This is a genomic window from Propioniciclava sp. (assembly GCF_047602245.1).
Taxonomy (GTDB): domain Bacteria; phylum Actinomycetota; class Actinomycetes; order Propionibacteriales; family Propionibacteriaceae; genus Propioniciclava.
Genome location: NZ_JASGHT010000001.1, coordinates 625,132 through 646,054, shown reverse-complemented (window position 1 = coordinate 646,054; position 20,923 = coordinate 625,132). Strand labels below are relative to the sequence as shown.

At 69.9% G+C, this 20,923-nt stretch carries 17 protein-coding genes; 6 read left to right on the top strand and 11 right to left on the bottom strand.

The genetic code is table 11. The features are described 5' to 3' along the window. Positions 1-3: 3 nt before the first annotated feature. From QM708_RS03125 to QM708_RS03115, 3 genes are all read right to left on the bottom strand, one after another. On the bottom strand, positions 4-1,197 hold the full coding sequence (locus QM708_RS03125) for an MFS transporter (protein WP_415104296.1): 1,194 nt from the start codon (positions 1,195-1,197) through the stop codon (positions 4-6). Between the two features lie 5 nt (positions 1,198-1,202). Beyond that, positions 1,203-2,927: an AMP-binding protein gene (locus tag QM708_RS03120; RefSeq protein ID WP_415104294.1), complete on the bottom strand. Its 1,725-nt coding sequence runs from the start codon at positions 2,925-2,927 to the stop codon at positions 1,203-1,205. Between the two features lie 164 nt (positions 2,928-3,091). Then, a complete protein-coding gene (locus tag QM708_RS03115) occupies positions 3,092-5,194 on the bottom strand; it encodes a glucose PTS transporter subunit IIA (protein ID WP_415104292.1) in 2,103 nt (700 codons plus the stop codon). A 172-nt stretch (positions 5,195-5,366) separates the two neighbouring features. Between QM708_RS03115 and QM708_RS03110 the strand changes: the two genes are divergently transcribed. The 3 genes from QM708_RS03110 to QM708_RS03100 all read left to right on the top strand — a co-directional run bounded on the left by QM708_RS03110 (position 5,367) and on the right by QM708_RS03100 (position 10,780). Next, complete coding sequence (locus QM708_RS03110; protein ID WP_415104290.1) at positions 5,367-6,575, top strand: multidrug effflux MFS transporter; 1,209 nt, start codon at positions 5,367-5,369, stop codon at positions 6,573-6,575. Between the two features lie 67 nt (positions 6,576-6,642). After that, positions 6,643-7,590 (top strand): carbohydrate kinase family protein, encoded by a 948-nt coding sequence (locus tag QM708_RS03105; RefSeq protein WP_415104288.1) that lies wholly within the window; start codon positions 6,643-6,645, stop codon positions 7,588-7,590. Positions 7,591-7,885: 295 nt separating this feature from the next. Next, a complete protein-coding gene (locus QM708_RS03100) occupies positions 7,886-10,780 on the top strand; it encodes an Rne/Rng family ribonuclease (RefSeq protein WP_415104286.1) in 2,895 nt (964 codons plus the stop codon). Positions 10,781-10,801: 21 nt separating this feature from the next. Here the strand turns inward: QM708_RS03100 and QM708_RS03095 are convergent, their stop codons facing one another. After that, positions 10,802-12,046, bottom strand: a complete 1,245-nt coding sequence (locus QM708_RS03095; RefSeq protein ID WP_415104284.1) for a DUF445 domain-containing protein — start codon at positions 12,044-12,046, stop codon at positions 10,802-10,804. Positions 12,047-12,190: 144 nt separating this feature from the next. Here QM708_RS03095 and QM708_RS03090 point away from each other — a divergent pair, with 144 nt between their 5' ends. Beyond that, complete coding sequence (locus QM708_RS03090) at positions 12,191-12,985, top strand: PIG-L deacetylase family protein (RefSeq protein ID WP_415104282.1); 795 nt, start codon at positions 12,191-12,193, stop codon at positions 12,983-12,985. A gap of 87 nt (positions 12,986-13,072) precedes the next feature. After that, positions 13,073-13,519 carry a septum formation family protein gene (locus QM708_RS03085; protein WP_415104280.1) on the top strand — a complete coding sequence of 149 codons (447 nt, stop codon included), beginning with the start codon at positions 13,073-13,075 and terminating at the stop codon, positions 13,517-13,519. A gap of 75 nt (positions 13,520-13,594) precedes the next feature. Here QM708_RS03085 and QM708_RS03080 read toward each other — a convergent pair whose 3' ends face one another. The 7 genes from QM708_RS03080 to QM708_RS03050 form a co-directional block, all read right to left on the bottom strand. Next, positions 13,595-13,984, bottom strand: a complete 390-nt coding sequence (locus tag QM708_RS03080) for a hypothetical protein (RefSeq protein WP_415104278.1) — start codon at positions 13,982-13,984, stop codon at positions 13,595-13,597. 137 nt (positions 13,985-14,121) lie between these two features. Then, positions 14,122-14,517, bottom strand: coding sequence for a type II toxin-antitoxin system VapC family toxin (locus QM708_RS03075; RefSeq protein ID WP_415104276.1), 396 nt, complete (start codon positions 14,515-14,517; stop codon positions 14,122-14,124). Further along, complete coding sequence (locus QM708_RS03070) at positions 14,514-14,792, bottom strand: type II toxin-antitoxin system Phd/YefM family antitoxin (RefSeq protein ID WP_415104274.1); 279 nt, start codon at positions 14,790-14,792, stop codon at positions 14,514-14,516. Before QM708_RS03070 ends, QM708_RS03075 begins: the two co-directional genes overlap by 4 nt. Before the next feature lie 88 nt (positions 14,793-14,880). Beyond that, positions 14,881-15,546: a uridine kinase family protein gene (locus QM708_RS03065; RefSeq protein WP_415104272.1), complete on the bottom strand. Its 666-nt coding sequence runs from the start codon at positions 15,544-15,546 to the stop codon at positions 14,881-14,883. A 60-nt stretch (positions 15,547-15,606) separates the two neighbouring features. Then, positions 15,607-16,212 (bottom strand): HAD family hydrolase, encoded by a 606-nt coding sequence (locus QM708_RS03060; protein ID WP_415104270.1) that lies wholly within the window; start codon positions 16,210-16,212, stop codon positions 15,607-15,609. Beyond that, positions 16,209-18,275, bottom strand: coding sequence for an NAD(+) synthase (locus tag QM708_RS03055; protein WP_415104268.1), 2,067 nt, complete (start codon positions 18,273-18,275; stop codon positions 16,209-16,211). The genes QM708_RS03060 and QM708_RS03055 overlap by 4 nt, the downstream gene beginning before the upstream one ends. A 12-nt stretch (positions 18,276-18,287) precedes the next feature. Further along, on the bottom strand, positions 18,288-19,511 hold the full coding sequence (locus QM708_RS03050) for an ROK family protein (protein ID WP_415104266.1): 1,224 nt from the start codon (positions 19,509-19,511) through the stop codon (positions 18,288-18,290). Between the two features lie 128 nt (positions 19,512-19,639). Here QM708_RS03050 and QM708_RS03045 point away from each other — a divergent pair, with 128 nt between their 5' ends. Continuing rightward, a complete protein-coding gene (locus QM708_RS03045; RefSeq protein ID WP_415104264.1) occupies positions 19,640-20,917 on the top strand; it encodes an ABC transporter substrate-binding protein in 1,278 nt (425 codons plus the stop codon). Positions 20,918-20,923 lie beyond the last annotated feature (6 nt).

Below are 20,923 nucleotides of genomic sequence, written 5' to 3'. Positions count from 1 at the left end.
CGCTCACCCCCGCCGGCGGCACCTGACCAGCCAGGCGGTGGTGGCCACGGCCACGACGGCGCCCACGAGCAGCGCGACCCACGCGGGCACGACCAGGGCGAGCAGCGCGACCACCCAGGGCGCGGTGAAGCCGATGTAGGCCAGGCAGTACACGATCGCGGTCATCGGCGCGAGCAGCCCGGGTGGTGAGTTGAGCTCGACCAGGGTCATGCAGCCGACGATCAGCAGGGCATGGCACGAGCCCAGCACCACGGCGATCACCGGCAGCCACCATGATGCTGGCCACAGCGCGGACGCCATCGCCATCAGCATGCCGAGCGCGACCGTTCCCATCCCGATCAGGATCAGCGTGGCCGCATGGCCGGACGCCCACCGGCGCAGCAGCGGCTGCACCAGCGCGGAGGTGCCGAGCGCGATGCCGGCCGCGGCGCCGGCCGCGAACACCACCGGCAGGCCCGGCAGGGGACCGGTCACCGACGGCACGACGGCGAAGGCGACCGCGACGGTGCCGAACACCCAAGGCGCGCTCGGCAGCACGATCGTCCAGAACCACTGATGCCGCACCGTCTCGGCGACCGCGCCCAGCCGCAGCAGCGCCGTTGTCTCGGGGCGCGGTTCGGGGGCGTTCCAGACCGCGACGGCCGCCAGCGTCTGCAGCACCAGGTGCACCGCGTAGGGCAGCTGCAGCGGTGCGGGCACCCATTGCGCGAGCGCGCCCGCCAGGATCGGGCCCAGCCCGAAACCGGCCGTCATCGCCAGCGCCGCCCGCCGGGCTCCCGTGCCGGCCGGGCGATCCGAGGACAGCGCCGACACCCAGGCCGACCCGGCGCCCATCGCGAAACCCACGCCGGCCCCGGCGACGATCCGGCCGGCGAACAGCAGCGCGGGCACGTCGGCGCCGGCGAGCAGCAGCAGGCTCGCCACCGCCATCAGTACCACCGAGATCCGGACCATGAGGCGGCGTCCGTGCCGCTGGCTGAACCAGGCCCCGCCCAGCAGCGTGGGCACCATCCCGAGCACGTAGGCGGCGAACATCGCGGTGACCAGCGTCTCGGGCAGGCCGCGCTCGGCGCGGTAGACCAGCAGCATCGGCACGAACTGGTTCGCGCCCCACGCCGCCATCGCGAGCGCGGCGGCGACGCGCAGCCAGGGCTGTCGCGCCCCGGCCGGCGCGGTCGTGTCGGTGTTGGCGCTCACCGGGGTCAGCGGAAGTCGCGGTAGAAGAACTGGCCCGCCACCGCGCCGGAGGCGACCCGTTCGGCCTCGGCGGCCCGCAGCTCGACCCGGCGCACCTTGGCGCTGATCGTCTTGGGTAGCTGGTCGATGAACTCGACGATGCGCACCAACTGGTAGCCGTTGAGGTGCTCGCGGCAGTGCGCGAACACCGACGCCGCGGTGTCGGGGTCGGGGCCGTGCCCGGCGGCGAGGGTGATGTAGGCCTTCGGGACGGCGCCGCGCACCTCGTCCGGCGACGGTACGACCGCGCACTCGGATACGGCCGGGTGCAGCATGAGCGCGTTCTCCAGCTCGAACGGCGAGATCTTGTAATCGGACGCCTTGAACACGTCGTCGGCGCGGCCCACGTAGGTGAGGTAGCCGTTCTCGTCGCGGGCGGCGATGTCACCGGTGTGATAGAGGCCGCCGCGGGTTGCCTCGGCGGTGAGCTCGGGCGCGTCGAAGTAGTCGCCCATCAGGCCGAGATGGTGCACCGACAGGTCCAGGCACACCTCGCCCTCGGCGACGCCCTCTAGCAGCCGGCCGGTGGCCGGGTCGGCCAGCACCACCGCGTAGCCGGGCATCGGACGCCCCATCGCGCCCAGCTTGATCGGCTGGCCGGGAGTGTTGCCGACCGCGCAGGTCATCTCGGTCTGCCCGTAGCCGTCGCGGATCGTCGAGCCCCAGGCGTCCCGCACCCGGTTGATCACCTCGGGGTTGAGCGCCTCGCCGGCGCCGAGCAGTTCGCGCGGCGGCTTGGTCAGATGCGACAGGTCGGCCTGGATCAGCATCCGCCACACCGTCGGCGGCGCGCAGAAGGTGGACACGTGGTGGGCGTCCATGATCTGCATCAGCTTCTCGGCGTTGAACCGGTCGTAGTTGACGATGAACACGGTCGCCTGGGCGAGGAAGGGCGAGAAGAAGTTGCTCCACGCATGCTTGCCCCAGCCCGGGGAGGAGATGTTCAGGTGCACATCGCCGGGGCGCACCCCCAGCCAGTACATCGTGGACAGGTGCCCGACCGGGTAGCTGACCTGGGTGTGCCGCACCAGCTTCGGGTGCGCGGTCGTCCCGGAGGTGAAGTAGAGCAGCGACGTGTCCCCGGCCGGGGTCGGCGCATCCGGGGTGAAGGTGGCGGACGCCTGCGCGCTGTCGGCCCACGGCGTCCACCCCTCGGCGGCGCCGTCGCCGACGCTGATCAGCGTGGTCTGCGCCCGGACGAGGTGGAAGCGCTCGGCCAGGCCGGCGGGGGCGATCGCGAACCGGGCATCGGCGGTCTCGACGCGCCAGGCCAGGTCGGCATCGCTGAGCAGCGTCGAGGTGGGGATCGCCACCCCACCCACCTTGAGCAGGCCGAACAGGATCTCCCACAGCTCGATGGTGTTGTTCAGCATCACGATCATCGTGTCGCCGCGCTGCATGCCCAAGTCGGTGAGCCAGCAGGCGACCTGGTCGGAGCGCCGCGCGATTTCGCCGTAGCTCCAGGTGCTCATCGATCCGTCGCGCTGTTCGACGATGGTGACGGCCGGACGGTCCGGGTGCTCCCCGGCGACCACGTCGAACCAGTCGAGGGCGAAGTTGAAGTGCTCCAGCTCGGGCCAGCGGAACTCACCGACGACGGTGTCGTAGTCGTGCGGGTGGTCGAGCAGGAAGTCACGCGCGGAGCGGACGGCGAGGGTGGCGGGGGTCGCGGGGCGGCCAGCAAAACTCATGATCGTCACTCTAGACCCGGCCTACGGTGTCGTAGGTAGGGCGGCACGCCGTTGCCCCGGGCCTGGAATGCCGAGAACGTCACGCAACCCCGGGAGACCCGGTGGCACGAGGCCTGGTTGCGTGACGTTCTCGGCTGATGAACCGGGAAACCCGGTTCAGTGGATCACTCGCTGTCGACCCGGATGATCGACTCGCCCGCGGTGATGCCGTAGTTGAGCACCGGAACCACGGCGACACCCTTGCGCTTGAGCGCCTTGGTGTTCATCACCGTGACGATCGTTGCGGTGGAGTAGCCCGCCTCGCGGACGCCGTCGAGGTTGACCTCGGCGATCAGATCGCCGGCCTGCACCTGCTGGCCCTTGGCGATCTTGGCCTCGAAGTGCTGGCCCTCGAGCTTCACCGTGTCGATGCCGATGTGCACCAGCACCTCCACACCCGAGGCCGACTTGATGCCGTAGGCGTGCCCGGTCGGGAACACCGTGGCGACCTTGCCCGAGATAGGGGCGACGAAGCGTCCCTCGCTCGGCAGCACCGCGACACCCTCGCCCATGGCGCGGGAGGCGAACACGGCGTCCCCGGAGTCGTCCAGCGACACGGCGTCGCCAGACACGGGGGAGACCACGGTCTCGTGGATCGGCTCGGCCGGGACGGCCGGTTCGGTCACCACGGCGGCGGGCGCGGCCGCGGCGGGAGCGGCGACGGCGGCCGGAACTGCGGCGGCGACGGCACCGGCCGGAACGAGCGCGGCCGCGGCCTCGCGGGCGTCACGGGCGGCGCGGAAGGTGGCCTTCTCCTCGGCGGTGCGGTAGTCGGTGAGCAGGATCACGAAGAACGACACGAAGAACGCGCCGGCGATCGCGATCACGTACAGCATCATCGGGGAGAAGATCGGGATGGTCAGCAGCGAGGTGAACGCGAACGTGCTCGCGCGGACGCCGTCCAGCTTCAGCAGCATGGAGCCGCCGGCGATGATGATGCCACCGGTGGCACAGCCGGCCAGCATGCGCGGGTAGATCCGCTTGAAGCGCAGGTGGATGCCGTACAGCGACGGCTCCGAGATACCGCCGAGCAGGCCGGCCGCCAGGGCGCCGGTCGAGGTCTGCCGCATCTCGGTGTCGCGCTCGCGCATCGAGATCACCAGCACCGCCGCGGTGGCGCCGAAGCAGGCGAAGTTCCAGGTGCCCATCGGGCCCTGGATGAAGTCGTAACCCAGCGTGCTGATGTTGGCGAGCATGATCGCATTCAGCGGCCAGTGCAGGCCCAGCGGCACCAGGAACGGGTAGAGCATCGGGATGAGCAGGGCGAAGACGTACGGCGCGGTCGTGTTCAGCCAGGAGAGTCCTTGGCCGAGGGTGGTGCCGATCCAGATGCCGAGCGGGCCGATCAGGAAGGCCGACACCGGCACCATGATCGCCATCGACAAGAAGGGCACGAACACCAGGTGCACGTTCTCCGGGATGAGGCGCTGGGCGAGCTTGTAGACCAGCGCCAGCACCGCGACCATGATCAACGGCACGAACACCGCGCCCGAATAGTCGTTCAGCGGCATCGGGATGCCGAAGATGTCGGCCGTACAGGCGGGTGGGGCGCCGGGAATGGGGCTGGCCACACAGGTGGTGCTGGGTACTTCTTCCGGCTTGGTCAGCTTGACGAAGTCGGGCGTCATCAGCGCGGCCATGACGCTGAAGCCGACCCACGGATCGATGTTCAGCGCCTTGGAGGCGTTGTAGGCCACCATCAGCGGCAGGAAGTAGAAGACCGCGTGCCAGATGGTGTCGATGAAGATCCAGCCCGCGGGCTTGTCGGCGGCGCGGAACTCGACGACGCCGAGGGCGTCCAGCACCGCCGCGAAGGCGATGACCAGCGAGGCGCCGAGCAGGACGCCGAGCAGCGGGCGGAAGCTGTTGGACAGGTACTCGAAGAAGGCGTCCAGCCAGGCGTTCTTGCCGCGCGCCTTCGCACGGGCGGCGGCCTTGACGTCGGCGTCGGAGGAGGCCGCGCCGCCCTTGCTCATGCTGGGAAGGTTCATGATGTCGGTGAACATGCCCTGGACAGCGCCACCGATGATGACCTGGTGCCGGTCGCCGGATTGCGGGACGGAGCCGAGAACGGCCGGGATGGCGTCCAGGGCAGCCTCGTCCACCTTGCTGCCATCGACGAGCTCGAAGCGCAGGCGTGTCGCACAGTGCGTCAGCGACGTGATGTTGTCAGGCCCGCCGACGCCATCGACGATGGCTTGCGCGGCGGACTGTGTGGTGGGTTCCACGGTGATCCCCTTCTGTCAAAGGTTCGGTGAGAGTATCGAACCAAAAAAACACGGCGGTGTGTGGGATATGACCGCTTGTCTTACCTGGGTCTTTCTCGTCCGGTGAGCCTGCAAGGACCGCCCCTCGGACGCCTCAGCGTGGGCAGGGGGCCGGTGCTGGCACAATCGCGCGGTGACGCGTCGCGAGAGTTCCTCCCAGCCACTGCTGCTGGTCGTCTTGGCCGGCCTGGGCATGGTCGGGCCGTTCTCGATCGACATGATCTTCCCGGCGTTCGCCCAGATGTCGGACGCCCTCGGCGTCACCGACTTCGCCTTGCAGCAGTTGCTGAGCGCCTACCTGGTCGCCTTCGCGGTGATGTCGTTGTTCCATGGCCCGATCTCGGACGCCGTTGGGCGCAAGCGGGTCATCATCGCCGGGTTGCTGGTCTACGCCGCGGCATCGGTGGCCTCAGCGCTGGCGCCCGGGTTCGGCACCCTGGTCGCCTTGCGTGCCGTCCAGGGGGCCAGCGCGGGCGCAGGCCAGATCATCAGCAGGGCCGTGGTCAGCGATCTCTTCCACGGCCAGCGCGCCCAGCGGGTGATGAGCCACATCGCGATGATCTTCGGCCTGGCCCCGGCACTGGCTCCGATCGTCGGCGGCTGGCTGCTGCTTGCCGGGGACTGGCGGGTGATGTACTGGTTCCTGGCCGCCTTCGGGCTGGTGCTGGTGCTGCTCACCGTGCTCTTCCTGCCCGAATCGCACCCGGCCGGAGCGCGCAGCCCGCTGCGGCTGCGTCCGCTGCTGACCAGTCTGTGGGCGGTGTGGCGGCACCGTGACGGACGCCGGCTCGCGCTGGCCGGCATGTTCAACTTCGCCGGCATGTTCACCCTGATCTCGTCCGCGCCGCTGTTCGTGGTCGGCCTGCTCGGCGGAGGCGAGCAGGATTTCTGGGTGCTGTTCGTCCCGCTGATCGGCGGCATGGTGGCCGGCTCCTTCGTGTCGGGGCGGGCGGCGGGGCTGATGCCGCCGCGCGCGATGGCCTCCCTCGGCTACCGCATCTCGCTGGTGGGTGGTCTGCTCAACCTGGCGTTGGCGCTGCTCCCGGCCACCCAGGGGCTGCCGTGGGCGGTGCTCGCGCTGCCGGTCTACACCTTCGGCGTGGCGTTGGCGTTCCCCGTGCTCACCCTGGAGATGCTGCAGCTCTTCCCCCAGGCCCGCGGTGCGGCCAGTTCGGTGCAGTCGTTCGTCCAACTGAGTTTCAACGCGGTGATCGCGGGGGTCATCGCGCCGCTCGTCGCGGCGTCCGTGGCCGGGCTCGCGGCGACCGCCGTCGGCTTGACCGTGGTCGGGTGGCTGGGCTGGCGCCGTCACCTCGCCAAGGCTGCCCGGGAGGGGGCCTGAGCGGGATAAGCTCGGCGTCACCCACGACGAGGACGATTCCGTGGGGCCGAGCTGCGAAGGGGCATGAATGAGCAACAAGGTGCTGTGTTTGGGCGAAGCGCTGATCGATGTCGTCATGCGTGACGACTCCAGCGTCGAGCACGTCGGGGGGAGCCTGCTCAATGTGGCGGCAGGCATCGCCACCCTCGGCAACGATTCCTCGATCTGCGCCTGGTGGGGGCCCGATGAGCGCGGCGCACGCCTGGCGGCCTGGGCCACCGACTCTGGTGTGGCGATCGTGCCCGGCACGGATTCGGCCGAGAAGACCGCGGTCGCCTACGCGAAGCTGGACGCCGACGGCCGGGCCACCTACGAATTCGACCTCGAATGGAACGTTCCCGAGATCGGCGACCTGGGGCAGTACACGCACCTGCACACCGGTTCGATCGCGGCCACGCTGGAGCCGGGCGGCAGTCGCGTCGTCGAGATCGCCCGCGCGATCAAGCCGCAGGCCACCATCTCCTACGACCCGAACATCCGCCCCGCGCTGATGGTCTCGCCCGAGCAGGTGCGCGGCCGGGTCGAGGAGATCGTCGAACTGTCCGATCTGGTCAAGGTCAGCGATGAGGACCTCGACTGGCTCTACCCGGGCGAACCCGTCGAGAATGTGATGCGCCGCTGGATCGCCGCAGGACCGTCCATGGTCGTCGTCACCCGCGGCCCGTGGGGCGCCTACGCGTTGCTGGCCGGCAACCGCGACCTGCTGCACATCGATCAGATGGACGTCGAGGTCGGCGATACCGTCGGCGCGGGCGACTCGTTCATGGCCGGCCTGATCTCGGGCCTGCTGAAGGCGGGCCTGCTCGGCGCGGGTGAGGCCCGGCAGCGGCTGCGGGACGCGGGCTGGTCCGACGTCCAGCCGGCGCTGCACACGGCGGTGGTCACCTCGGGCATCACGGTGAGTAAGAACGGCGCCTACGCGCCGGCCGCGGCGGAGGTGGAGGCGGTCCAGGCCGCCGATCCGGCGTTGCGCTGATTACTTTCGGCCAGTTTTCTTCAACCGGCCTGCCAGGCGAATACGCCTCTGGCAGGCCGGTTCTGCCTGCGCGGACCGCGACGGGGCCGCCGCGGGTGCTGGGGTGGGGCGCCGGAATGTGGCACAATGGCGCTCAGGTTGGACGCTACCCAGCGCCTGACCGGAGCCAGGCCGCGACGCATCCAACGACCGCGGCGGGTTCCTGTCATACCGCAAGCTTCGTCGCACGCGGTCCGTGAAGGATCGTTCCGCGACCACTGTCCGGCAGGTCGACTGCCGTGTGGAGGAGAGCAGCATGCTCGATTCAGACGTACCCACTGGTGCACCCGAAGACGCCGCAGGCGCGCTCGCCGCGCCCCGCCGTCGCAGGCGCGCGGCGAGCCGGCCCGCCGGCCCGCCCAAGGAGCTGCCCTCCCCGGCCGCTCCCGCCGCCATCGCGCCGCTGGACGCCGAGCCCGAATCCGTTGAGGCCGAATGGTCCGAGGTGGAGGCCACCGACGCCGCCCCGGTCGCCGAGGCCGTAGCGGACGCCGAAGACCCGGCTGGCGCCGAGGTGCCCGCCGACGAGACCGAGGCCGAGCCGGACGAGGACGCCGACGAGGAGGCTCCGGACGCCGAGCCCGCGCCGGAGGAGATCGCCGGCGCCGCCGAAACCAGCAACGACGCCGCTGAGCCGAGTGAAGCCGCTGACGCCGCGTCCGCCGACCAGGACGGTACCGGCGACGAGGTGGCCGCGGAGCAGCCGGCCGTCGCCGATACCCCGGCCGAGGACGACCAGACGCCGCCGGCCGCCGAGGCCACCCCCGACGAACAGCCCGCGCGCCCCGCGCGCCGGCATGGCGGCCGCCGCCGTGGCGGACGCGACACCAAGGGTGAGGACGCCGACGCCGCCGACCTGGTCGCCGCAGGCCTGGCAGCCTTGAGCGCCGAGCGCGCTCGTCCCGAGGAGGCCGACGACGCGCGGCCCACCGACGTGTCCGCGGCCCTCAGCGACCTGGCCGCCGCCATCTCGGGCGCCGAGAGCGCCGGCGAGGCGGCACCCGAGGACGCCGAGCCCTCCGAGGCCGACGCCGAGACCGAGCAGGACGCGGACAACGACGCCGAGGCCGGCGACGACGAGGGCGCGCCGCGCAAGCGCCGCCGCCGTCGTGGCGGACGCCGCCGCCGCAAGAACGCCGACGACGAGTCGGGCGACGAGGCCGACGCCGAGTCCGACGCGGACGACTCCGACGAGGAGCCCGCCGACGACGCTCAGGGCGAGGCCACCTCCGGTGCGGCCGACGAGGGCGACGAGTCCGGTGATGCGGTGCCCGCGGGCCGTCGCCGTCGTCGCCGCCGCCGTCGCGGTGAGGACACCGGCGCCGAGACCGAAGAGGGCGTCGACGTGGTGGTGAAGGTGCGCGAGCCGCGCGGCTCGCGGGCCAAGTCGCCCAACGACGAGATCACCGGCATCGAGGGCTCCACCCGGATGGAGGCCAAGCGCCAGCGCCGCCGCGAGGGGCGCGCCGCCGGCCGCCGCCGCGCGCCGATCCTGTCCGAGTCGGAGTTCCTGGCCCGCCGCGAATCCGTCGAACGCCAGATGCTGATCCGCCAGGCCGACGACTACACCCAGATCGCGGTGATGGAGGACGGCGTCCTCGTCGAGCACTACGTCGATCGCGCCACCTCGGCGTCCCTGATCGGCAACATCTACCTGGGCCGCGTGCAGAACGTGCTGCCCTCGATGGAGGCGGCGTTCGTCGACATCGGCCGTGGCCGCAACGCGGTGCTGTACGCCGGCGAGGTCGACTGGGATTCGTTCGGGGTCACCGGCGACGACCGCAAGGTCGAGAGGGTGCTCAAGTCGGGCCAGCCGGTGCTGGTCCAGGTCACCAAGGACCCGATCGGCGCCAAGGGCGCCCGTCTGACCGCGCACATCTCGATCCCGGGCCGCTACGTGGTTTACTGCCCCGGCGGCCAGCTGTCCGGCATCTCGCGCAAGCTGCCCGATGGCGAGCGCGCCCGCCTGAAGGGCATCCTCGACGAGGTGGTGGGCGCCGACGCCAGCGTGATCGTCCGCACCGCCGCCGAGGGGGCGTCCGAGGAGGAGCTCGTCCGCGACGTGAACCGGCTCAAGGCGCAGTGGGAGGTCATCGAGAAGAAGGTGAAGGCCGGCTCCGCGCCGCAGCAGCTCTACACCGAGCCCGACCTGACCGTCCGGATCGTCCGCGACCTGTTCACCGAGGATTTCTCCGCGCTCGTCGTTGACGGCAACGGCCAGGGCGAGGACGCCTGGGACACCATGCAGGGCTACGTCACCCACGTCGCGCCGCACCTGGCCGAGCGGCTGCGCCGCTGGGATCGCGACACCGAGGGCGACCTCTTCACCGTGTTCCGGGTGCACGAGCAGGTCGCCAAGGCCCTGGAGCGCCGGGTGCACCTGCCCTCGGGCGGCTCGCTGGTGATCGACCGCACCGAGGCGATGACCGTTATCGACGTCAACACCGGCAAGTTCACCGGCAACCAGGGCAACCTGGAGGCCACTGTCACCTCCAACAACCTGGAGGCGGCCGAGGAGATCGTCCGCCAGCTGAGGCTGCGCGATATCGGCGGCATCATCATCATCGACTTCATCGACATGGTGCTGCCGGCCAACCGCGAGCTGTTGCTGCGCCGGCTCGTCGAATGCCTGGGCCGTGACCGCACCCGTCACCAGGTCGCCGAGGTGACCTCGCTCGGCCTGGTTCAGATGACCCGCAAGCGGATCGGCACCGGCCTGGCCGAGGCCTTCACCGTCTCCTGCGAGACCTGCAACGGCCGCGGCTACCACGTGCACGACGCGCCGGTGGCGACCCAGACACCGGCCGACGGCGGCGACCGCGACCCGAACGGACGCCGCGGCGCCCGCGCCCGCGGTGGCCGTGCCCGCAACCGCCAGGATGCACCGGCGGCCGCGCCCGCGTCGGCTCCGCGTACCAAGGAACTGCTCGGAGCGCCATCGGTGGCCGCCATCGCGGCCGCTACGCCCACCGGTGAGGCCACGGGGGAGCCCGAGCCTCGCGCGGACGAGCCGGTCGCGACCGGGCCGTCGGAGACCCCGGACGCCGCGGCGTCCGTGCCCGTCGATGCTCCGGCCGACGCGCCTGCGGCACCGGCGGACGAGGCCGCGGCTGAGGCGTCCGGCACCCCCGAGGGCGAGCAGCTCTTCTGACGTCTCGCGCGGTGGGCCGGGTCAGACGAGCTGGCTCACCGCGTGGATGATCAGGCCGGCCAGCGCACCGACGACGGTGCCGTTGATCCGGATGAACTGCAGATCGCGGCCGACATAGAACTCGATGCGCCGTGAGGCGTCGCGGCCATCCCAGCGCTGGATGGTGTGGCTGATCACCGAACTCAGCTCGTGACCGTAGCTGGTCACCAGGTAGGCGGCGGCATCCGAGGTGGTCGCGTCGATGCGCGCGGCCAGCGCGTCGTCCTCGCGCAGGGACTCGCCGAGCTTCTCGACCGCCTCGGCCGCGCGCCGGCGCAGCGCCGAATCGGGGTTGTCGAGCGCGGACTCGAGACTGACCCGCACGCTGCCCCACAGCGACACCACGGCGTCCTCGAGCTGGCGATGCGTCAGCAGCCGGCCCTTGAGCGACTCGAAGCGGGCCTGGACGGCCGGGTCGTGCTGCAGGTCGTTCGCGATGCGCAACAGCAGATTGTCGAAGCTGCGCCGGGTGGGGTGCCCGGGATCCTCCAGCACCCGCGACACCCAGTCCAGCGCCTGCCAGTACAACGCCGACACGATGCGCTGGTTGACGAAGTTCGGCGCCCACGACGGGGCGCGGTCGTGCAGCATCGCGGTGAACTGGGTGGGGTGCTTGGCGAGCCAGGTGCGGGTCTCGCGCAGGATCAGGTCGACGAACCCCTGGTGGGCGCGATCGGCGACGATCCCCTCCAGCAATGCTCCGCCGACGGACGCCAGCGGTTCGCGGTCCAGGCGCGGCAGCAGCACGTCACGGGCCAAGGATCGGACATCGTCGTCGGACACCCGGCCCAGCAGCGCGCGGCCGATCCGGACGCCCTCATCGACGACCCGGCGGGCATGATCCTCCTGGCGTAGCCAGCCGCCCAACCGGCGCCCGAGCCGGGCGTCGGTGATGCGTTCGCGGACGACGTCCTCGGTGAGGAAGTTGTCGGCGAAGAACGATTGCAGCGAGCCGGCGAGTTCGTCCTTCTTGCGCGGGATGATCGCGGTGTGCGGGATCGGGATGCCGAGCGGATGCCGGAACAGCGCGGTGACCGCGAACCAGTCGGCCAGCGCACCCACCATCGCGGCCTCCGCCATGGTGTTGACGTAGCCCCACACGCCGGAATGATCCAGGCGGAGCGTGGCCAGATAGATGACGGCGGCGGCGCCCAGCAAGCCGAGCGCGACCGCCTTCATCCGCCGCAGGCGCTGCAGCCGGCGCTGGTCGGCGGGGGAGAGCGACATCACATCCACCCCTCCAGCATTCCACGCGAGGTGCGCTGATCCGGGGTTCCGCCTCGGCGTTCGGCCCCGGAAAAGCCCCGTCCGGGGCGTGCGTGGTCTTCTGCAGGTATGCGGGAGCGCGCCGGCGTGGCACAGTTAATACTTGTGTCTTCAACCATCGTGTTCGTTCATGCCCACCCCGACGACGAGGCGTCCGCCACGTCGGGAACGATGACCCGTGCCTCACAGCTGGGCCACCGCGTCGTCTGCGTGTACGCCACCGGCGGCGACCACGGCACCGCCCCCGACGACCTGGGCGAGCGTTCGCTGGCCGACCTGCGCCGTGAGGAGGCCGAGGCGTCCGCTGTGGTCACCGGCACGCAACGGCTGGTCTGGCTCGGCTACTCCGACTCCGGCATGTACGGCTGGGAGCAGAACGATGCCCCCGATGCGCTGTGGCAGGCCGACGTGGCGGTCGCCGGGCGCGCGCTCGCCGACGTGCTGGACGCCGAGAACGCCGACGTCGTGGTGGGCTACGACTGGCACGGCGGCTACGGCCATCCCGACCACATCATGGTGCACCGGATCACCCGCTATGCCGTCGAGGTGGCGGCGCGGCGTCCGCGCTACCTGGAGACGACGATGAACCGTGACCGGATGCGGTCGTTGTACGCGCTCGCGGTCGAGGCCGGCATGATGAGCGCCGACCAGGTGTGGGACATCGACGCCCCGATGGATGACGGCAACCCGATGGGCACGCCGGAATCCGATCTGCACTGGGACGTCGACATCGCGCCGTTCATCGAAGCCAAGCGGGCTGCGCTGGCCTGTCACGCGAGCCAGCCGGACGCCGCGGGCATGCTGCAGATGCCTCCGGCGGCGTTCGCGATCGCCTTCGGCCACGAGTTCTACCGCGAGCCGGCCCGCGCCCCCGGCATGGTCGCGGGTTGGCCGTTCTGATCACAGGTCTAGCGACGTCCCCCTCTTGCACGTTGACGGTGACGGCCATGAAGCCATGACGCCTACGACGTTGCTAATCTCCCGCCTATGGGTCGGCTGATGCGACGATGGGGAGTCGGCGGGATCCTCCTTGCCTGTCTCGGGATAGCGGGTTGCGGTAGCGGTCCAGTTCACGCTGTGGGTACCTGCCTGAAGTCCGGAGACGGCGGTGGGTTTCCGTGGCTGGCGAGTCGGGTGTCGTGCGATGCCGTTCATCATTTCGAGGTCTTTGCTACCTGGCGCCCGGAGGACCCAGAATCTGGCGATGTCGACGATCGCGTGCGAGAACATTGCCGAACGGCGTTTGCAGGTTATGTGGGTGTCGATCGAACGGAGTCGAGTCTCGCCATCGTGACCTGGCTGGCCAGCTACCGTGACCTAGATCACACCGACGGCTCAGCGCTCTGCCTGCTCTATCAACCTGGCGTCGGCGATTCGTTTGATACTCCCGCTCCCAAGCCGATGACGGGCACAGCCAAGGACAGCCGACGCTGATCCGAAATGGCCCCCCTGGTTGAGCGCAGCCAGCCCCTCGGCGGACCGGCGGCCGGGTGACCGGCGGCCGGGTGGTCACTCCTCGTGGGTGACGAGGGTGAAGCCGGTCGGGGTGGGCTCGAGCCGGACCACCCAGGAGGTGTGCGCGATATCCGGATCGATCATCCAGACGGCCTCGGCCAGGGTGAAGGCGGCCATCACGATGCCGTGCCGGGCCACGTCCTCGGGAGCGGCCTGGGGCTGTCGTTGCCGGGGCTTGCCCCGGCGATCCAGCACCGGGCCGGGCGGGCGCGTGCCGAAATCCGCGGTGGCGTCTTCGGAGTGTAGGTCGAGCGTCACCATCATCGGCAGCGGACGCCCCTGATCGCTGGTCACCGCGAATCGGACGCCGCGGCGGCCGACCGGTTCGGTCGCGACGCCCCAGTCGTCCCGGAGCGAGGCAACGATCGCGGTCAGCGCAGTCATGGGGACATTCCAGCACGCGATGCATGCCGAGACGAGAGCAAATCACTGCACTCGATTGCGGGCGGGCCCGGAAAACATCAGTGGGACTGCTGTTTTCCGGAGCCCGAACTGAACGAGTGCAGTGATTTGTCGCCCCGCTACGTCCAAGGTGCGCAGTTCACCTCGGGGAACGCAAGGATCGTGGCGTCCTTGGTGACCAGCGTGAAGCCGCCCAGTTGAGATTGAGCCACCAGCATTCTGTCGAACGGGTCCCGGTGGGCCCACGGCATGGAGCCGGCACGGGCCATCGCCTCGGCGGTCAGCGGCAACTCGGCGGCCATCATGGCCTCCACGAGTTCGTCCCATCGTGCGAGGATGCTGGCGGCCGAGGGGAGGCGGCCGAGGCGCACCAACTGGACGATTTCGTAAACGCTCGCGGGTGACACGTGCAGGTGTTCCGCACGGGCGAGCGCGGAACGCAGTTTGCGCGGGATCCGCTTGGGCTCGGTCGCCATCCATACGATGACGTGAGTGTCGAGCAGATAGGCGGTCATGCTGACCGGGCCCCCATGAGCGGGTCGTCGATGTGCCCGTCCTCCCAATCGCGGAGGTCGGTCTCGTTCATGGGCATCAGGAGTTCTGCGACGTCGATCGGGGGAATGCCGGGGAGCAGCGGCGCGTCGAACGACCGGACGCGTGGGGCCACTGGCTCGAGGCGGGCGATCACGGTTCCGGCCCGCGCGATGACGACCTCTTCGCCGGCTTCCACACGATGAAGGAGTTCGGAGAGGCGAGTCTTGGCCTCTTGCACGTTCACGGTCACGGCCATGAAGCCATGATGCCTTGGTCTGGTCGAGTTGACCAGACCAAGACGCGTAGCGTCGCTCGAGAGGGCCAACTCAGTGCCGCGCTTGGCATCAGGCCTGGTTCAGAGGTCCGTCGGCTACCGCGACCTCGCCGGCCGCGAGCGGTTCGGGTGGGGTGCCGGCGACGATGAGGTCTGCGCGCTCCCAGGGGCGGTCCTCGGCGAGGTAGGCGCGCTCGGCGTTCCACCATTCGTGCCAGAAGGCGATGGTTTCGTCGCGATCGCCGTTGACGCCACAAGCGAGGTCGCGCTCGATGCCGCGCCGCTCGGCCTCGACGTGATCGGACTGCACCCAGATGGTCGCATCGAGGAAAGCGGACGCCGAGTCGTGCGCCGCTCCGACGCCCTCGATCACCACGACCGGGGCAGATGCCGGCACGACGATCGCCCCGTCGCGGCCGTGCGCGGGCCAGGCGGGCGGGGTGAACCAGACGTCCTCTCCGCGGCGCAGCGGGGCGAGGATGTCTTCGCGCAGCAGGTGGAACCAGTCGAACAACGGCTCGTTCCAGGCCAGGTCGTCGGTGTGCACGACGACGAGTCCCGGCACGAATGTGGCGAACCTAGCGGCGAGGGTCGACTTGCCCGAGGCGCCGCGCCCGTCCACGGCCACGATCAGCGGCGAACGATCAGACGCCCGATCGCGGATGCTCTGCCAGAGTTCCTCGACCAGGATGGCCCGCCAAACCGCGACGGCGGGTTCCTCAGGGAGCAGCTTCATGAGTACGAGCCTCTCATCCCGGGTGAGCGCGTGATGGTGCGTAGGCGAGTCAGGACCGGCTCAGCCGGCCAGGAGCCCGAGCCTCACCAGGTCGTCGCGCAGCGTGCCGGCACTGGTGAACAGGTGGGTGGGCATGCCGACGCGGGCGGCGGCGTCGAGATTGTGCTGGGTGTCGTCGACCATCAAGGTCTCGGATGCCTCGAGCCCGAACCGGTCGAGGGCGAGCCGGAAGATGGCCTCATCGGGTTTGGCCAGGCCGACCTCGCCGGAGACGATCAGCCCGTCGAGGCGGTCGATCACCGGTGCTCCGGCGCGGGCGACGGAGAAGTTCTCCGCCGACCAGTTCGACAGCCCGTAGCTGGGAACGCCCGCGGCCAGGAGTTCGTCGATCACCGCGGTCGTGCCGGGAATCTCGCCGGTCACCGTGAGCGGGAAGCGTTCGCCGTAGTAGAGCCGGGCCAGTTCGGCGAACTCGGGAAGCTCCGCCTCGATCCGCGCGACGGCGTCGACGAGCGGCAGCCCGGCATCGGTCGCGGCGTTGATCGCCCAGTACTCCTGGCTGGCCAGAAACGCGTCCACGACCTCGTCGGGCAGAGCGCCACGGACGGCACGCCCGGCGTCCCAGTCGACGATCACCTTGGCCACATCGAAGATGACGGCTTTCATCGCCGGCCCTCCGCGAAGGTCTCGGCGTCGGGAACATTGCGGCGCAGTTCGTCGAGCCACACGGTGGCCGAGGCGTCGGTCGGCATCCGCCAGTCGCCGCGCGGCGACAGCGAGCCGCCGCGCACCACCTTGGGACCGTTGGGCAGCGCGGAGCGTTTGAACTGGGCGAAGCCGAAGAAGCGGCCGCAGAACACCTCGAGCCAGCGCTTGATGGTGGCCAGGTCGTAGGAAACTCGCTTGTCGTCCGGGAAACCCTCGGGCCAGGCGCCGGGCGCGGCGTCCGACCAGGCGTGCCAGGCCAGGAAGGCGATCTTCGACGGCGGCATGCCGTGGCGCAGCACGTGGAAGAGGGTGAAGTCCTGCAGGTTGTAGGGCCCGATGGACGCCTCGGTCGACTGCGGCTTCTCGCCCGGTTTGGTGGGCACCAATTCGGGGGTGATCTCGGTGTCGAGGATGGACGCCAGCACCGCACCGGCGGTCGCGCCGAAGTGGCCGTCGGTGATCACCCAGCGGATCAGGTGCTGCATCAGGGTCTTGGGCACACCGCCGTTGACGTTGTAGTGGCTCATCTGGTCGCCGACGCCGTAGGTGCACCAGCCCAGCGCCAGCTCGGACAGGTCGCCGGTGCCCAGCACGATGCCGCCGCGCTGGTTCGCGATCCGGAACAGGTAGTCGGTGCGCATGCCGGCCTGCACGTTCTCGAAGGTCACGTCGTAGACCGGCTCGCCCTCGGCGAACGGATGGCCGATGCCCTCCAGCATCGCCCGGCAGGCCGGGATGATGTCGAGGGTCTCGAAGGTGACGCCCAGAGCCTCGGCGAGCGCGACCGCGTTGTTACGGGTGTGATCCGATGTCGCGAAGCCCGGCATGGTGAAGGCCAGGATGTCGGTGCGCGGGCGCCCCATCCGGTCCATCGCCTGGGCGGCGACCAGCAGCGCGTGCGTCGAATCCAGCCCGCCCGAGACGCCGATGACGACCTTCGGGTTGCCGATCGAGCGCAGCCGCTGTTCCAGCCCGGCGACCTGGATGTTGTAGGCCTCGTAACAGTCCTGCGCCAACCGGGCGGGGTCGGCGGGCACGAACGGGAAGCGGGCCAGCGGACGCCGCAGGCCCAGGTCGCCGGCCGGATGCCCCAGCTCGAACGACACCGTCCGGTATTCGGCGACCCGGGCGGCGTGCGCGCGGCGGTTGTCGTCGAAGGTGCCTTGGCGCAGCCGCTCCGAGCGCAGCGTGGCCACGTCCACGTCGGCGATGCTGGCGCGCGGGCCGGCCGGGAACCGCTCCGATTCGGCGAGCAGCGTTCCGTTCTCGTAGATCATCGTCTGGCCGTCCCAGGCCAGGTCGGTGCTGGACTCGCCCTCACCGCCGGCCGCGTAGAGATAGGCGGACAGATAGCGCGATGAACTCGAGGCGCACAGCAGATGCCGGTCGACCGCCTTGGCGACGGTGATCGGTGAGCCGGACAGGTTCGCGATCACGGTCGCGCCCGCCAGCGCGGCCTCGGCGGCCGGCGGAACGGGCACCCACATGTCTTCGCAGATCTCCACGGCGAGCACCAGCCCGGGCGTGTCGGACGCCTCGAAGAGCAGATCGGCGCCGAAGGGGGCCTCCTGCCCGGCGACGGCGATCTCGCCGGTGACATCGGCCCCCGACCCGATCTGGCGGGCCTCGTAGAACTCCCGGTAGGTCGGCAGGTAGACCTTCGGCACCACGCCCAGAACCCGCCCGCGATGCAGGACGACCGCGCAGTTGTAGACGCGATGCAGCGACCGCAACGGTGCCCCGACCACCAGCACCGCCCCGATCTCGGCCGACGCGGCGGCCAACTCGGCGAGCGCGGCGTCGGTGGCGTCCAGCACCGAATCCTGCAGCACCAGGTCTTCGATCGAGTAGCCGACCACGCACATCTCGGGGAACACGATCACCCGGACGCCCTCGGCGTCCAGCGCGCGCGCCTGATCGGCGATCGCGGCCACATTGTGCTGCGGATCGACCAGTTTCAGCGGAAACGTGGACGCGGCGACGCGGACGAACCCGTGATCGTAGAGGTTGCGGAAGTCCATGGCCTCAGCATGTCACGGGTGGCTGACAGTCGAGTTCTGCATCAAAGTAAGGACGCCGTCGCGGGCCAGTTCGCGTGCGGCCGACACCGCACCCAGGGCCACGATCTCGCCGCCGAGCGGCGACGCGATCAGGGTGGGGGCGGGCAGGTCGAGGTGTTCGGCGACGACGGCGTTCGCCTGCTCGACCAGCTGGTCCAGCCCGGCGGCCACCGCGCCGGAGACGATGATCTTCTCGGGGTTGTAGAAGCTGCCGATCACCCCGGAGATGCGCGCCAGCATGGTTGCCGCCCGGGCCACCACCTCGCCCATCAGCGGATCGCCGGCGGCCGCGAGCGCGACGACGCGTTCGGCCGTGATCGCGCGGCGCGGCAGATCGGTGAGCGGATGCGTGGCGGGCATCCGTCCCGAATCGCGGGCTTCGTTGGCCCAGACCTCCAGCCGTTCCCCGACGCCGGAGGAGCGGGACACCCCCTCGATGTGATTGAACGCGATGGTCTCGCCTGCACCGCCGTGCGCGCCGCGCAACAGGTGACCGTCGACGACCACGCCCATGCCGAAGCGCAGCCCGGCCAGCAGGGCGACGTAGTTGTCGCATCCTTGCGCGGCGCCGACGGCGCCCTCGGCGACCGCGGCCAGTGAGGCGTCATTGGCCACCCGCACCAGCGGCACCGAGCGCCGCAGCATGCCGAGCAGGTCGGGGTTGGAACGGCGCCAGAACCCCTGGCGATGGTCGGGGGAGCGGCCTTGGTCGTCGACCGGAGCAGGCACACCGACGCAGGCGGCCAGCACGGGCGGACGATCGTCGGCGTCGCCGACGGCGTTCACCGTCTCGCGCACGACCGTGTCGATCAGCGCGCGCCGTTCGTCCCAGTCGTCGCCCGGATCGGCGTCCACGGTCGCCTGGTGCCGGGGCACACCGCGCAGATCGGTGACCATGGTGGTGACGTGGGAGCGCCCGGCGTCCACGCCGACGACCAGTCCCGCGCTGCCATCGAGTTCGAAGCGGCGTGCGGGGCGTCCCTTGCTGTAGGCGCCGACGGCCCGCGCGTTGGGCAACTCGCGGATCAGGCCGAGATCGATGAGCGCGTCGATGGCCTCGATCGCTGTCGATCGGGTGAGGCCGACGCCGGCCATCGCGTCGCTGCTGGTGAAGGCGCCGGCGTCCCAGGCGAAGCGCAAGGCGGCTTCCAGGCTCGCTCGTGCGGGCGTCCTGGTGGCTTTGGCAATCCTGGGCAAGTGACTTGACCTCCGTTGGCGTCACGTTGGATCATAGAGCGTCAACTTGATTTGAGAGCAAAATCTAGTTAACGAATCAAATAACGGGTGCACCAGCGTGGGTGCGGCCCGGATGAAAGGACACAAAAGTGCCTCAGACTCGACGCCGAGTTGCTCGAATAGCAGCCGCCGTCCTCACTGTCGTCGCGGTTGGTCTTGGCGCGACCGGGTGCGGAGCGACCAGCGGCAAGCAGACCATCAAGTTCGCCTTCAGCAAGCGTGAGGCGATCGACCACATGAACCAGGTGGTGGCCGACTACAACAAGTCGCAGAACAAGGTCGAGGTCGTCATGGACACCTCGGGTGTGGATGTCACCTCCGCGAGCTTCGTCCGTGGCAACCCGCCCGACATCGCGCTGGCGAACCACAACATGGAGGTGTCGCGCTTCGTCGAACGCTGCACGCTCACCGACCTTTCCAAGACCAAGGCCGCGCAGCGGATCAACCCCGATCTGACCCCGCTCGTCGACCAGTACGGCGTGTGCGAGGGCCGCACCAGCGCGCTGCCGTACTCGGTGATGGCCGCCTCGGTCATCTACAACAAGGGCATCTTTGCCCAACACAACATCGAGGTGCCCAAGACCTGGAGCGAACTGATCAAGGCCGCCGACAAGCTCAAGGCGGCGGGCGTCGATCCCTTCTACGCGACCTTCATGGACCCGTGGACGATCGGCCAGGGCTGGTTCGACTACACCATCGGCGGCTCGATCGACGTCAAGGACTTCTTCGACAAGCTGAAGGCCGAGAAGGACCAAGTCGGGCCCAACTCCGCGGTGTCCTTCCAGAAGGACTTCCTGGAGCCGATGACGAAGATGCGCCAGCTCACCGACAAGTACGTGAACGGGGACGCCGGCAGCCGGCTCTACGGTGACGGCAACCTGGCGTTCTCCCAGGGCAAGGCCGCGATGTACCTGCAGGGCCCGTGGGCGTTCAGTGAGATCGCCAAGAGCGCGCCGGCCGATCTGGAACTGGGCACCTTCCCGCTGCCGATGACCGAGGATCCGGCCGACCTGAAGATCCGCGTCAACATGGACCTCGCGATCTGGATTCCCGAGAAGGGCAAGAACCACGAGGCGGCGCTCGACTTCCTCGAGTACCTCTACACGCCTGAGGTGATCGACGCCTACAACGCCTCGCAGCTCGGCTTCGCGCCCACCACGGACGCCCGGCAGAACGACGATCCGCGCGTGGCCGGCATGAAGACCTACTACGAGGAGGGCAAGATCTACCAGGGCCCGTCGGTGCTGGTGCACAAGTCGATTCCGGTCTTCAACTACGGCCAGGCGATGGTCTTCGGCGCTGATCCCAAGACCACCCTGGCGACCCTCGACGCGGACTGGGCGCGACTCGCCTTCCGCCAGAAGTGACACGGA

Bases quoted from the DNA above. Each gene is read 5' to 3' on its own strand.
- QM708_RS03095 (WP_415104284.1), bottom strand. From the start codon at position 12,046: ATGTCGCTCTCCCCCGCCGACCAGCGCCGGCTGCAGCGCCTGCGGCGG.
- QM708_RS03100 (WP_415104286.1), top strand. From the start codon at position 7,886: ATGCTCGATTCAGACGTACCCACTGGTGCACCCGAAGACGCCGCAGGC.
- QM708_RS03055 (WP_415104268.1), bottom strand. From the start codon at position 18,275: ATGGACTTCCGCAACCTCTACGATCACGGGTTCGTCCGCGTCGCCGCG.
- QM708_RS03065 (WP_415104272.1), bottom strand. From the start codon at position 15,546: ATGAAGCTGCTCCCTGAGGAACCCGCCGTCGCGGTTTGGCGGGCCATC.
- QM708_RS03070 (WP_415104274.1), bottom strand. From the start codon at position 14,792: ATGGCCGTGACCGTGAACGTGCAAGAGGCCAAGACTCGCCTCTCCGAA.
- QM708_RS03075 (WP_415104276.1), bottom strand. From the start codon at position 14,517: ATGACCGCCTATCTGCTCGACACTCACGTCATCGTATGGATGGCGACC.
- QM708_RS03120 (WP_415104294.1), bottom strand. From the start codon at position 2,927: ATGAGTTTTGCTGGCCGCCCCGCGACCCCCGCCACCCTCGCCGTCCGC.
- QM708_RS03060 (WP_415104270.1), bottom strand. From the start codon at position 16,212: ATGAAAGCCGTCATCTTCGATGTGGCCAAGGTGATCGTCGACTGGGAC.
- QM708_RS03105 (WP_415104288.1), top strand. From the start codon at position 6,643: ATGAGCAACAAGGTGCTGTGTTTGGGCGAAGCGCTGATCGATGTCGTC.
- QM708_RS03080 (WP_415104278.1), bottom strand. From the start codon at position 13,984: ATGACTGCGCTGACCGCGATCGTTGCCTCGCTCCGGGACGACTGGGGC.
- QM708_RS03085 (WP_415104280.1), top strand. From the start codon at position 13,073: ATGGGTCGGCTGATGCGACGATGGGGAGTCGGCGGGATCCTCCTTGCC.